This window comes from Pseudomonas sp. BP8 (assembly GCF_017875955.1).
In the GTDB taxonomy this organism is placed as follows: Bacteria; Pseudomonadota; Gammaproteobacteria; order Pseudomonadales; family Pseudomonadaceae; genus Aquipseudomonas.
On record NZ_JAGINK010000001.1, the window covers coordinates 1,572,566 to 1,585,700 of the forward strand.

13 protein-coding genes are annotated in these 13,135 nt (G+C 60.5%); 11 read left to right on the forward strand and 2 right to left on the reverse strand.

What is annotated here, in order from left to right; all coding sequences use genetic code 11:
• Positions 1-119 precede the first annotated feature (119 nt).
• Positions 120-1,673 (reverse strand): nitric oxide reductase transcriptional regulator NorR, encoded by a 1,554-nt coding sequence (gene norR / locus J3B00_RS06745; RefSeq protein WP_209865858.1) that lies wholly within the window; start codon positions 1,671-1,673, stop codon positions 120-122.
• Between the two features lie 154 nt (positions 1,674-1,827).
• On the opposite strand from norR, the gene hmpA reads away from it, so the two are divergent.
• From hmpA to J3B00_RS06800, 11 genes are all read left to right on the forward strand, one after another.
• On the forward strand, positions 1,828-3,000 hold the full coding sequence (gene hmpA / locus J3B00_RS06750) for an NO-inducible flavohemoprotein (RefSeq protein ID WP_209865861.1): 1,173 nt from the start codon (positions 1,828-1,830) through the stop codon (positions 2,998-3,000).
• A gap of 270 nt (positions 3,001-3,270) precedes the next feature.
• Positions 3,271-3,777, forward strand: a complete 507-nt coding sequence (locus J3B00_RS06755) for a disulfide bond formation protein B (RefSeq protein WP_209865864.1) — start codon at positions 3,271-3,273, stop codon at positions 3,775-3,777.
• A 562-nt stretch (positions 3,778-4,339) separates the two neighbouring features.
• A complete protein-coding gene (gene cyoA, locus J3B00_RS06760) occupies positions 4,340-5,284 on the forward strand; it encodes a ubiquinol oxidase subunit II (RefSeq protein WP_209865867.1) in 945 nt (314 codons plus the stop codon).
• Positions 5,285-5,287: 3 nt separating this feature from the next.
• Entirely contained in the window at positions 5,288-7,306 is a 2,019-nt protein-coding gene (gene cyoB / locus J3B00_RS06765; protein WP_209865870.1) for a cytochrome o ubiquinol oxidase subunit I, read from the forward strand.
• A gap of 3 nt (positions 7,307-7,309) precedes the next feature.
• The gene (locus J3B00_RS06770; protein ID WP_103436096.1) at positions 7,310-7,933 is read left to right on the forward strand and encodes a cytochrome o ubiquinol oxidase subunit III; all 624 of its coding nucleotides are present in this window, start codon (positions 7,310-7,312) and stop codon (positions 7,931-7,933) included.
• The gene (gene cyoD, locus J3B00_RS06775; protein WP_209865873.1) at positions 7,933-8,265 is read left to right on the forward strand and encodes a cytochrome o ubiquinol oxidase subunit IV; all 333 of its coding nucleotides are present in this window, start codon (positions 7,933-7,935) and stop codon (positions 8,263-8,265) included. Before J3B00_RS06770 ends, cyoD begins: the two co-directional genes overlap by 1 nt.
• An 11-nt stretch (positions 8,266-8,276) precedes the next feature.
• The gene (gene cyoE / locus J3B00_RS06780; protein WP_209865876.1) at positions 8,277-9,164 is read left to right on the forward strand and encodes a heme o synthase; all 888 of its coding nucleotides are present in this window, start codon (positions 8,277-8,279) and stop codon (positions 9,162-9,164) included.
• 316 nt (positions 9,165-9,480) lie between these two features.
• Positions 9,481-10,689, forward strand: a complete 1,209-nt coding sequence (alaC, locus tag J3B00_RS06785) for an alanine transaminase (protein ID WP_209865879.1) — start codon at positions 9,481-9,483, stop codon at positions 10,687-10,689.
• 216 nt (positions 10,690-10,905) lie between these two features.
• On the forward strand, positions 10,906-11,280 hold the full coding sequence (locus J3B00_RS06790; RefSeq protein ID WP_209865881.1) for a YkgJ family cysteine cluster protein: 375 nt from the start codon (positions 10,906-10,908) through the stop codon (positions 11,278-11,280).
• Positions 11,281-11,411: 131 nt separating this feature from the next.
• Positions 11,412-11,975, forward strand: a complete 564-nt coding sequence (locus J3B00_RS06795; protein ID WP_209865883.1) for a GNAT family protein — start codon at positions 11,412-11,414, stop codon at positions 11,973-11,975.
• A gap of 51 nt (positions 11,976-12,026) precedes the next feature.
• Positions 12,027-12,566: a hypothetical protein gene (locus tag J3B00_RS06800; protein WP_209865886.1), complete on the forward strand. Its 540-nt coding sequence runs from the start codon at positions 12,027-12,029 to the stop codon at positions 12,564-12,566.
• Between the two features lie 29 nt (positions 12,567-12,595).
• On the opposite strand, the gene J3B00_RS06805 is transcribed toward J3B00_RS06800, so the two are convergent.
• Positions 12,596-13,069 (reverse strand): DMT family transporter, encoded by a 474-nt coding sequence (locus J3B00_RS06805; protein ID WP_209865888.1) that lies wholly within the window; start codon positions 13,067-13,069, stop codon positions 12,596-12,598.
• Between the last annotated feature and the right edge of the window lie 66 nt (positions 13,070-13,135).

Below are 13,135 nucleotides of genomic sequence, written 5' to 3' on the forward strand. Positions count from 1 at the left end.
CTAAGAAATAGCCCTTTAATGACTACGCCATATACCTCTATAGGAGCGGGCTCGACCCGCGAACCCGGCACAGCTGGTGCCATCCACCACAGCCCCGGAAGCGGCCTGTTCCTGTCATGTCATTTAATCCCCAACCGCCGCGCCAGGCGCCCAAGGTTGGCGCGATCAAGGCCCAACTCGCGCGCTGCAGCGGCCCAGTTGTTCTGGTGTCGGTGCAGACAGGCCTCAATGACCTTTTGCTGATACGCATCGACCGCCTCGCGCAGGTCGCCCGTCACCGGCGCGAGGCCTGCGGCCAACGCAGGCAAGGGCGCAGCAGTGTTCAGCTCAGCCATGGCACGCAGGTCGAGATCATCTGCCTCCAGGGTAAGAATCCGCGGCCGCTGCCGATGCTGGCCAAGGGCCTTGAGGGCCGAGCGGCCAATCAGGTGCTCCAGCTCGCGCACATTTCCCGGCCAATCGTAGGCAAGCAATGCCGCCTGGGCTGCGTTGCTCAGGCGCAGGCTGTTAAGGCCCAGGCGCGAACGGTTCTGCTCGAGGAAGTAGCCTGCCAGTAGCAGCACATCACGACCTCGTTCGCGCAACGGCGGGACGTGCAGCGGATAGACGCTGAGCCGGTGGTAGAAGTCGGCGCGGTAACGGCCGTTGCGCACTTCGTCGGCCAGGTCACGGTTGGTTGCGGCGATCAGGCGCACATCGACCCGGTGTTCGCGGTCCGAACCCAGCCGTTGCAATTGGCCGCTCTGCAATACGCGCAGCAGCTTGGCCTGCACGGTCAGCGACAGTTCACCAACCTCGTCAAGAAACAGCGTGCCGCCATTGGCCAACTCAAACTTGCCGCGGCGCTCGCCATGGGCGCCGGTAAAGGCGCCACGGACATGGCCGAACAACTCGCTCTCGACCAACGTTTCGGGCAAGGCCGCACAGTTCAGGCTGATCAATGGCTGCTTGGCGCGGCTGCTGGCTTGATGCAAGGCCAAGGCCACCAGCTCTTTGCCGACACCGGTCTCGCCGGTGATCAGCACGGTCAGGTCGCTGCCGCCGACCAGGCGAATTTCCTCGACCAGGCGCTTGTGCGCGGTGCTCTGGCCAATCAGTTCCTTGTCCTGGCCGCTGGCCTGGCGATAGACCTCGGCGCGCTGATGTTCATCCTCGGCGCGCAGGGCCAGGTGCTCGATGCGTTCAGCCACGGTAACGGTGGCCGCCGCCAGGCTGGCGAAAGCTTGCAGGGCATCCAGCTCAAGGCTCTGGAATTGCCCCGGGGTCAACGCATCGAGGGTCAGCAGGCCCCAGGGTTGCTCGTCGACCATCAACGGGCAGCCCATGCAGTCGTGCACTTCGAGGTCGGCGTGCGGCGCATTGACCAGGCCGTCGTAGGGGTCGGGCAACTCGCTGTCGCTGGCGAAGCGCGTTGGCTCATGGCTACTGAGCAGGATTTGAAAGCGTGGATGCTCGCTGACTTTGAAGCGCCGTCCGAGGGTGTCTGGCGCCAGACCGTCGACCGCCAGCGGCACCAGCCACTCGCCATCCAGCCGCAGCAGGGCAGCGGCGTCGCACGGCAGCAGGCTGCGCATGGCCTCCAGCAGACGGCGGTAACGCTCCTTGTCGGGCAGGTCGCGGGAGAGATCGCTGACCAGAGGGAGGAGGGCGGTGAGCAGTGGCTTTGCGGTCATAAAGACTCCAATTGGTCGTTATGACTATACGCCTGCCGTAGTCGTTTTGACACGGTAGCTTTCGAAGGCCCGGTTTTGCTGGCCTTGAGAGTTGGCACGATTGGTGAAATAGCCAGTGCATCCATTCGCAGCCACAGGCTCAGGAGTTACTGCCATGCTCAATGCCGAACAACGCGCCATTATCAAAGCCACCGTTCCTCTGCTCGAAAGCGGCGGTGAGGCACTGACTACGCACTTCTACAAGATGATGCTCAGCGAATACCCCGAGGTACGTCCGCTGTTCAATCAGACTCACCAGGCCAGCGGCGACCAGCCCAGAGCGCTGGCCAACGGCGTGTTGATGTATGCCCGCCACATCGATCAGCTCGAGCAGCTCGGCGGCCTGGTTGGGCAGATCATCAACAAGCATGTTGCGTTGCAGATCCTGCCTGAGCACTACCCGATCGTCGGCAGTTGCCTGCTGCGTGCCATCGAGGAGGTGTTGGGCAAGGAGATCGCCACCGCTGCAGTCATCGATGCCTGGGCCGCAGCGTACGGGCAGTTGGCTGACATCCTGATAGGTGCCGAAGAGGGCCTCTACAAGCAGAAAGAAGAGGCTGCGGGCGGCTGGCGCGGGGCACGCGAGTTCAAGCTGGTGCGCCGGGAGCGCGAGAGCAGCGAGATCGTCTCGTTCTATTTCGCACCGGTCGACGGCAAGCCGGTACTCAAGGCAGCACCTGGCCAATATATCGGCTTGCAGTTGTTCATCGAGGGCGCCGAGCAGCGCCGTAACTATTCCCTGTCGGCCTTGTGCGATGGCCAGCAGTACCGGATCAGCGTCAAGCGCGAAGCGGGCGGCAAGGTTTCCAGCTATCTGCATGATGAGTTGATGGTCGGCGACAGCCTGGCGCTGTTCCCACCTGCCGGTGACTTCACCTTGGCGGCCAGCGACAAGCCACTGGTGTTGATCAGCGGTGGCGTCGGTATCACGCCGACGCTGGCGATGCTGCAGGCGGCGCTGCAAACCCAGCGGCCGGTGCATTTCATTCACTGTGCCCGTAACGGTGCGGTGCATGCGTTCCGCGACTGGGTCGATGGCCTGGCTGCGCAGCATCCGCAGCTCAAGCGCTTCTATTGCCATGCCGAAGCGGGTGGCGAGGCCGATGCGGTTGGCCTGTTGAGCGCGGAGCTGCTGGCTGAGTGGCTGCCGCGTGAGCGTGATGTGGATGCCTACTTCCTTGGGCCCAAGGGCTTCATGGCGGCGATCAAGCGCCAGTTGAAGGGCTTGGGGGTGCCGGAAGGGCAGAGCCGGTATGAGTTCTTCGGGCCGGCTGCGGCGTTGGAGTGATCCGTTAGGACGACGCCGATGTTTCATCCTTAATCGCGCTTTAATCACTGTATCCTTCACTCGCGGGTGTCGAGGGGCTTGCGCCTGTCCGGCATCCGCGCCGTCATTAATGCAGGGCCGCCGTTGAACCGATGGCGTTCCTGCAGGTCCTAGACGTCTGCGAATCCTGCCGTCTCGCCGCTTCCTCGACGCAATACAGGTCATGCTCAGCGTGTAGACTGGCCCTCGGGCAGGCCTGCGTGCTGCCACTCTCCATCGAAGGAATCGGCAATGAACGAACAAACATCGCGCCTGAACCGTGAGCGGCGCTTCCTGGTGCTGCTGGGGCTGATCTGCCTTGCCCTGATCGGCGGCGCTCTCTATATGCAGATCGTGCTCGGCGAAGCGCCTTGCCCGCTGTGCATCCTGCAACGTTATGCCCTGCTATTGATTGCCGTGTTTGCTTTCGTCGCTGCGGCAATGCCCGGACGCCGCGGGCTGAACCTGTTCGAAGGGCTGGTGGTACTCAGCGCGATTGGCGGAATCGTTGCGGCGGGCCGCCATGTGTATATACTCGCCAACCCCGCGGTCAGTTGCGGTATCGATACCCTGCAGCCGATCGTCGACGACCTGCCACTGGCCAAGGTCTGGCCACTGGCGTTCCAGGTCGAGGGGTTCTGCAGCACCCCCTATCCGCCGATCCTGGGGTTGTCCCTGGCGCAGTGGGCGCTCGTGGCGTTCATCCTGACCGCCATCCTGGTGCCGTTTGGCATCTATCGCAACCGTCAGCGGGCTTAGACCAAAGTCCCGAGTTGATGCAAGTCTGTTGCACGGCGAGATAACCACCTTATCCGCCTTCCCGGTTGATTCAGATCAAACACAAAGCCTTGCAGAGCAAGGGTTTGAGGCCTGCCGCACGGGGTGCGACAAACTGTCGCGAAGTTGAATTTTGCTGGCGGATTGTTACATATCCTGTAAAAGACTGTTGCTCAATAAGTCATAGTAAAGGGGGGGCGACCTATCTACAATCGCCCCCAATTTCCGTTCGGCACTGCTTGCGAGTCGCAGGATTTGAAGGAAGCCACGGCTCCTTTTTGCTGACTTCGTCAAGTTTCGCCCAACGGCGATACCGGGCGGATACCCCTCCGCGTTTTCCCGCACCAAATGGACTTGGTCTGCAGTAACAGGCCGTTTGCCTACGAAACCATAAGCACCGTAAAGCCCGCTAACCGCCCAAGTCCAGCAGTCGGACCCCAGGCAGGAGCGAATTCGAGCCGAAAAATGCTAACGCTTGGCAGGACGAAGTGTTGGCTACCAAAACACAAATTGCATTGAAGCAAGCTGATCTAGAGGTCGTGAGATGAGTAAAAAGCGTTACCCCAGACTGTTTGGCATATTGCCCTTTTTAGGCATGCTTTTACTCAGTGGGTGCAACTGGACCCTGCTCGACCCGAAGGGTCAGGTCGGCATTGAGCAAAAGAACCTTATCCTGATTGCTACCGGCCTGATGCTGCTGGTGGTCGTGCCGGTCATCATCATGACCCTGGCATTCGCCTGGAAGTATCGTGCTTCCAACAAGGCAGCCACCTACACTCCGGACTGGTCGCACTCGACCAAGATCGAGCTGGCCATCTGGATCATCCCGATCATCATCATCGTCGCCCTGGGCTACGTCACCTACCTGTCCACCCACAAGCTGGACCCGTACCGTCCACTGGATTCCGATGTGAAGCCGGTGCAGATCGACGTGGTCGCGCTGGACTGGAAGTGGCTGTTCATCTACCCGGAGCAGGGCATTGCCACGGTCAACAAGATCGTCTTCCCGGCTAATACCCCGGTTAACTTCCGCGTGACCTCCGACGCCGTGATGAACTCGTTCTTCATCCCGGGCCTGGGCGGCCAGATCTACGCGATGGCCGGCATGACCACCAAACTGCACCTGATCGCCAACGAGAACGGTGAGTTTGACGGTATCAGCGCCAACTACAGCGGCGCCGGTTTCACCGGTATGAAATTCAAGGCCACTGCCACTTCCCAAGCCGATTTCGAGAAATGGGTTGCAGAAGTCAAGCAGTCGCCGAAGAAGCTGGACAAGGCCGAATACGAAGCCTTGGCCAAACCAAGCGAGTACAACCCAGTCGCGCTGTACAGCGAGGCTTCGGCTGACCAGTTCCAGATCATCGTCGACAAGTACGAAGGTATGAACCGCGGTCGTCCGAGCCACGAAGAAGAAGGCAGCAAGGATCTGGCCACAACCCAGGGTGTGGACTCGAGTAAGCAACCAGCTGCCGGGGCAGAGGAGTAAGAGATGTTCGGTAAATTAAGTCTGGAGGCGATCCCGTATCACGAGCCGATAGTCATGGTGACGCTTGCCATGATCGCGCTCGGTGGTATCGCCGTGGTAGGTCTGATCACCTACTTCCGCAAGTGGACCTACCTGTGGTCCGAGTGGCTGACGACTGTCGACCACAAGAAAATCGGCGTGATGTACATCATCGTCGCGATGATCATGCTGCTGCGTGGTTTTGCCGACGCCATCATGATGCGGACCCAGCTGGCTGCTGCCACCGGTGGTTCCGAAGGCTATCTGCCGCCTGAACACTATGACCAGATCTTCACCGCTCACGGTGTGATCATGATCATCTTCATGGCGATGCCGTTCTTCACCGGCCTGATGAACCTTGCTGTTCCTCTGCAGATCGGTGCACGTGACGTTGCCTTCCCGTTCCTGAACTCCCTGAGCTTCTACCTGCTGCTGGCAGGCGTGCTGCTGGTCAACATCTCCCTGGGTGTTGGTGAGTTCGCCAAGACCGGCTGGGTTGCCTATCCGCCGCTTGCGGGTATTCAGTACAGTCCTGGCGTAGGTGTCGACTACTACATCTGGGCGCTACAGCTATCGGGTCTGGGGACAACGCTGACCGGCGTTAACTTCCTGGTCACCGTGATGAAAATGCGTGCTCCTGGCATGAAGCTGATGGACATGCCGATCTTCACCTGGACCTGCACCTGGGCCAACGTGCTGATCGTTGCTTCGTTCCCGATTCTGACTGCTGCACTCGCTCTGCTGACTGTTGACCGTTATCTGGACTTCCACATTTTCACCAACGAGCTTGGTGGGAACCCGATGATGTACGTCAACCTGTTCTGGGCGTGGGGTCACCCTGAGGTCTACATTCTGATTCTGCCGGCGTTCGGCGTGTTCTCGGAAGTGACTTCGACGTTCTCTGGCAAGCGTCTGTTTGGCCACCACTCGATGATCTATGCATCGGGCGCGATCGCCATCCTCGGCTTTGCGGTCTGGTTGCACCACTTCTTCACAATGGGTGCCGGCGCCAGCGTCAACACCTTCTTCGGCCTGGCGACGATGCTGATCTCCATTCCGACCGGTGTGAAGCTGTTCAACTGGCTGTTCACCATGTACCAGGGCCGTGTGCGTTTCACCGCACCGATGCTGTGGACCCTGGGCTTCATGGTCACCTTCTCCATTGGTGGCATGACCGGCGTTCTGCTGGCTGTTCCAGGTGCTGACTTCGTGCTGCACAACAGCCTGTTCGTTATCGCCCACTTCCACAACGTGATCATCGGTGGTGCGGTATTCGGCTACATTGCCGGCTTCGCCTTCTGGTTCCCGAAAGCGTTCGGCTTCACCCTGAACGAGAAGTGGGGCAAGGCTGCCTTCTGGTTCTGGATCTCCGGCTTCTACGTTGCGTTCATGCCGCTGTACGCCCTGGGCTTCATGGGCATGACCCGTCGTCTGAACCACTCCGACAACCCACTGTGGGAACCCTACCTGTGGGTAGCGGTAGTCGGCGCCGTGCTGATCCTGTTCGGTATCGCATGCCAGCTGATCCAGATCGTCGTTTCGATCCGCGATCGCAAGCAGAACCTGGACGTGACCGGCGACCCATGGGGCGGCCGTACTCTGGAATGGTCGACCTCGTCGCCACCTCCGTTCTACAACTTCGCTCACATGCCTGAGAAGGTTGGCCTGGATTGCTGGCACGAAGCCAAGGAAGCCGGTGTTGCCTACAAGGTTCCGGGCAAGTACGAAGCGATCCACATGCCGAACAACACCGCTACCGGTCTGTTCATGGGCATGCTGCTGACCGTCTTCGGCTTCGCCTTCATCTGGCACATCTGGTGGCTGGTAGGCGCAAGCCTGGTTGCAACCATCGCTGTCTTCGTTCGCCACGCTGCGCGTGACGACCAGGGCTACATGGTTCCGGCTGAAGAAGTGGCGCGCATCGAAGGCGAGCGCATGAAAGCGCTGGCCCAAGCAGGTGCTCTGCCTGCCGGCGCACGTGTCGAATCGTTTGAACGGGTGTAATCAATGTCCAGTCAAGTAATCCACGGTGACGCTCATGGTCATGACCATGGGCACGACGATCACCACCACGACTCGGGCCAGATGACCGTACTCGGTTTCTGGCTGTACCTGATGACCGACTGCATCCTGTTTGCGTCGCTCTTCGCCACCTACGCGGTGCTGTCCGGCGGTTTCGCCGGCGGCCCGTCGGGTCATGACATCTTCCAGCTCGACTTCGTGCTGGTTGAAACCGCGTTCCTGCTGCTGTCCTCGATCACCTTCGGCTTCGCCATGCTGAAGATGTTCGACGGCAATAAAGCAGGTGTACTGGGCTGGTTGGCTGTTACCTTCCTGTTCGGTGCTGGCTTCATCGCGATGGAAATCTACGAGTTCCATCACCTGATCGCCGAGGGCTACGGTCCGCAGCGCAGTGGCTTCCTGTCGGCGTTCTTCGCGCTGGTCGGTACCCACGGTCTGCACGTGACTGCTGGTCTGATCTGGATGGCGATCATGATGTATCAGATCAACAAGCACGGCATCACGCCGACCGCCAAGACCCGCATGAGCTGCCTGAGCCTGTTCTGGCACTTCCTGGACGTGGTCTGGATCTGCGTGTTCACCGTTGTCTACCTGCTGGGGGTTCTGTAATGGCTAATGCACATCCCACTCATCATGAAGGCAGCCACGGCAGCGTGAAGTCGTACATGATCGGCTTTGTCCTGTCGATCATCCTGACTGCGATCCCGTTCGGCCTGGTGATGTTCCCGACCTTTCCGAAGAACCTGACCGTCCTGATCGTGGTGGCCATGGCCGTCATTCAGGTCGTGGTGCACCTGGTGTACTTCCTGCACATGGACCGCTCGAAAGAGCAGCGTTCCAATGTCTCGACGTTCCTGTTCACCATTCTGGTAATCGCGCTGCTGGTCGGCCTGTCGCTGTGGATCATGTTCAGCATCCACTTCGAAATGATGGCCAAGTGAGGTAAGACTGCATGTCACTGAAGCACTTTATCCAAATCACCAAACCGGGGATCATTTTCGGTAACGTGCTTTCCGTGGCAGGCGGTTTCTTCCTTGCCGCTAAGGGGCATGTGGACTTCGCCCTGTTCCTGGCGGTGGTTGTTGGTACTTCGATGGTGGTTGCGTCCGGTTGCGTGTTCAACAACTGCATCGACCGTGACATCGACCTGAAGATGGAACGTACCAAGAACCGCGTCATGGTTCAGGGCGGCATGTCGCTGCCCCTCGCGCTGATCTACGCCACCCTGCTCGGGCTGGGTGGCTTCAGCTTGCTGTATGTCCAGGCCAACCCGCTGGCGGCGTTCTGCGCGCTGATCGGCTTCGTCATCTACGTCGGTTTCTACAGCCTCTGGCTGAAGCGCAAATCGGTGCACGGTACCTTGGTTGGCAGCTTGTCTGGTGCCATGCCTCCGGTGATCGGCTACTGCGCCGTGAGCAACAGCTTCGACCTGGCTGCGGTGACCCTGCTGGTGATGTTCAGCTTGTGGCAGATGCCGCACAGCTTTGCGATCGCGATCTTCCGCTTCAACGATTACAGCGCTGCCAAGATCCCGGTCCTGCCGGTGGCGCGCGGTATTCTGGCGGCTAAGAAGCAGATCGTGCTGTACGTGTTGGCGTTTGTGCTGGCTACCTTGATGCTGACGCTTGGCGGTTATGCCGGGCTTGGTTACCTGGCTGTAGCGGCCGGTATGGGTCTGTACTGGTTGTACATGGCTTGGGGTGGCTACAAGGCTGAAGACGACAGCAAGTGGGCGCGCAAGGTGTTTGGTTTCTCTATCCTCACTGTTACCGCGCTGAGCGTGATGATGTCGGTGGATAGCCAGACTGCAGCGGATGTACTGATGACGTACGCTCGCTGATAGTCGCCTGTTGCGAAAAAAGCCCCGGCCTTGTGCTGGGGTTTTTTTTGGGTTCGGATTGGGTGGGACTTGCAGGTTGGGGGCTTATCCATTTGATGGGGTGGCGCTTCTGGCCACCCCATCAAATGGATAAGCCCACAATTCCAACGCCAAACCAAGCCCACACCACTGATCTGCTGATCGCCCTAAAAATCAACAATAAAACGGGAAATTAACCTTTACACATACACCTTTTCAGCATTATCTTCTGATTCGGCCGCCACAGCGGCCAGCGTCGCTCGGACGGTTCCGGGCGCTTACGTCCTCAGAGGTTCACATGGCCGACCAAGGTTCGCCGCGCCGCTTTGCGCGCATTGATCGTCTCCCCCCATACGTCTTCAACATCACCGCCGAGCTGAAGATGGCCGCTCGCCGCCGTGGCGAGGACATCATCGACCTGAGCATGGGCAACCCCGACGGCGCCACGCCGCCGCACATCGTCGAGAAGCTGGTACAAGTCGCCCAGCGTGACGACACCCATGGCTACTCCACCTCGCGCGGTATCCCGCGCCTGCGTCGGGCCATTTCGCGCTGGTACCAGGACCGCTACCAAGTCGACATCGACCCGGAAAGCGAAGCCATCGTCACCATTGGCTCGAAAGAGGGCCTGGCGCACCTGATGCTTGCCACCCTCGATCATGGCGACACGGTGCTGGTGCCCAACCCCAGTTACCCAATCCACATCTACGGCGCCGTTATCGCCGGTGCACAAGTGCGTTCAGTACCGCTGGTGCCGGGCGTCGACTTCTTCAATGAGCTCGAGCGGGCGATCCGCGAATCGATCCCCAAGCCGAAGATGATGATCCTCGGCTTCCCGTCCAACCCGACCGCACAGTGCGTCGAGCTGGACTTCTTCGAGCGCGTGGTGGCCCTGGCCAAACAGTACGATGTCCTGGTGATCCACGACCTGGCCTATGCCGACATCGTCTACGACGGCTGGAAGGCCCCGTCGATCATGCAGGTACCGGGCGCCAAGGATATCGCGGTGGAATTTTTCACCCTGTCCAAGAGCTACAACATGGCTGGCTGGCGTATCGGCTTCATGGTCGGCAACCCGGAGCTGGTAAGTGCCTTGGGGCGGATCAAGAGCTACCACGACTACGGCACCTTCACCCCGCTGCAGGTGGCGGCGATCGCTGCGCTTGAAGGCGACCAGCAATGTGTACGCGACATTGCCGAGCAGTACCGCCAGCGGCGCAACCTGTTGGTCAAGGGCTTGCACGAGCTGGGCTGGATGGTCGAGAACCCCAAGGCCTCGATGTACATCTGGGCGAAGATTCCTGAAGCCTACGCGCACCTGGGGTCGCTGGAGTTCGCCAAGAAGCTGCTGGCCGAAGCCAAGGTCTGCGTGTCGCCGGGAATCGGCTTTGGTGATTACGGCGACGACCATGTGCGCTTCGCCCTGATCGAAAACCAGGACCGCATCCGCCAGGCGATACGTGGCATCCGCCAGATGTTCCGGGCGGACGGTCTGACCAGCAAGTAAGCTTCAAGCTTCAAGCCGCAAGCAGGGCTGTCTAGAGCAGCCTCTTGCGGTTTTTCTTTATGCGCTCACGTGCTGCCACCGCGCTGTTTCTTGCAGCTTGCCGCTTACCGCTGGTAGCTTTTTTTCATTCCCCTCTTCTCAGCCGCCCTTGCTTGGATTACAAATGGCGCCGCGGGCTTTCGCCCCGATAACAACAATCCTTCCCTCCTGGCCATCATGTCCGAATATAACCCTTGCCTTGACTGCGGCGCCTGCTGCGGGTACTTCCGTGTGTCCTTCTTCTGGGGCGAATGCCAGTCATCCGGCGGCCTGGTGCCCGACGATCTGGTGGTGCAGATCAACCCGACCCGGGTTGCCATGATCGGCACCGACGCCAAACCCTGCCGCTGCATCAGCCTGGATGGCGAGATCGGCAAGCAGGTCGGCTGTACCATCTACGCCAACCGCTCGACGCCGTGCCGCGAGTTTGATGCGTCGTGGGTCAACGGGGTGCACAACCCCAGCTGTGATGCTGCCCGGGCTGCCTACGGCCTGCCACCGCTGGAGGCCAACGAGCCGCACTGGCCGGATGAGGGGGCAGAGGTCGCCTGACGGCTGTCGGGTGTAAGGCATGTCTGCTTTGATCTCCGGGGGCCGCTACACGGCCCCAAAATCCCTGATTCCCCAGCAGACTCGACTGACGCTAGACTGTCATCTTTCCAGCAATGGACAGGAGGTCCGGCGTGACCCAACCCCGCAGTTTCCCCACTGACCTGTGCCTCGAAAGCCCCCGCCTGCTGCTACGCCCCATGCGCCATGCCGACGCCGCGCGCTGGTTGGCGATCATGGCCGACCCGCAAGTCATGCGTTACTGGCACCACGCCCCTTGGCAGCAGCTCGCCGAAGCCGAAAGCGCCCTGGCCGCCGACCGCCAGGCCTACGCCAACGGTGAGCAGCTCAAGCTCGGCATGTATCGGCGCGACAACGCCGAGCTGATCGGTATGGTCCAGTTGTTCAACATCGACGACATCTCACGCCGTGGCGAGATCGGCTATTGCCTGGCCAGCAGCGTGCAGGGTCGCGGCTACATGGACGAAGCCCTGACCTGCTTTATCGATTACCTCGCACACACCCTGCACATGCGTCGCCTGGAAGCCGAGATCGACCCACGTAACCAGGGCTCGGCGCGCACTCTCGAGCGCCAGGGCTTCGTTCTCGAAGGCACCTTGCGCGCCCGCTGGTGCGTGGCTGGCGAGCTGTCTGACTCGGGGATCTACGGCTTGTTGCTGGAGCCGCCTGTCGTCTGAGGCGAGGGTGCGCTATGGTCGGCGTTTCGCCGACCCTGATGGAGCCAACGGTTGCCAGCTTTCTACCTTTCTCTCAGCCTGCTGATCTTTCTCTTGAGCCTGGCCTTCGATGGCGCGCAGATGAGCGCCGGGCGGCATATGCCGGCGTTGCAGATGCTGATCTACGGGCCATGGGGCGTGCCGTTCGGGCTGTATCAGTGGTTTGCCAACCCGCTGTTGGCAGTGGCCGTGCTGGCCCATCGGCGCTTTCGCCGGTTGGCGCTGGTGCTTGGGCTTGCGGCCTTGTATCTGGCCGCCAGCAGCTTTGCTATTGATCGTCTGCCGGATAACCGCAGCTATGCCTTCCAGGACCTGATCGGGTTTGGCGCAGGGTTCTACTTGTGGCTGGCGGCGATCGGCGTGTTCTGTGTGGGGCAGGGCTGGTGGTGCTGGAAGGCGCGCAGCGCCAGTGACATGCCGGGGTGGCGCTGGCTGGATGTGGCATTGATCGCGGCGCTGGGGGTGGCGGTATATGCAGCGACGCAGATGCCTTCGTTGCGCTTTCAGGTGGACAAGGTGCTGATGCCGCCGGAGCAGCCGCAGGCATTTTGATCAACCAGGACGCCACAAAATCCAGCTCCCTAGCGCGCCGTGCCCCACTGCACCACCAGCATCCCTGCGATGATCATCCCCACCCCGGCCAAGCGCAGCCCATTCACCGGTTGCTTGGCCAATCCCATCAGCCCCCACTGGTCGATCAGCAGTGAGGACAGCACCTGCCCGGCAATCACGCAGACGATAAACCCGGCAGCCCCCAAACGTGGCGTCAGTACCAGTGCTGCCGTGATGTAAAGCACCCCGGCGACCCCGCCAAGCCACGCCCACCAAGGCGCCTGGGCGAGGTTGTGCAGCTGCGGCAGTGGCGCGCGCATCACCAGTAACGCCGGGATCAGCAGCATCAGGCTGATCAGCAACGATACCCCCGCTGCCCATAGCGGATGGCCCAGCAAGCGCCCCAGGGCGGCATTGCTCCCCGCCTGGAAGGGCACGGCGGCACCTGCCAGGAGGGCGATGATCAACGGGATGATGGCGGACAGGGCGAGCGCATTCGGCATGGTTCTGCTCCAGAAAAAAGACTGGCTCCAGTCTCGGTTATCCATTTCAATGATGGAAATTCGAAG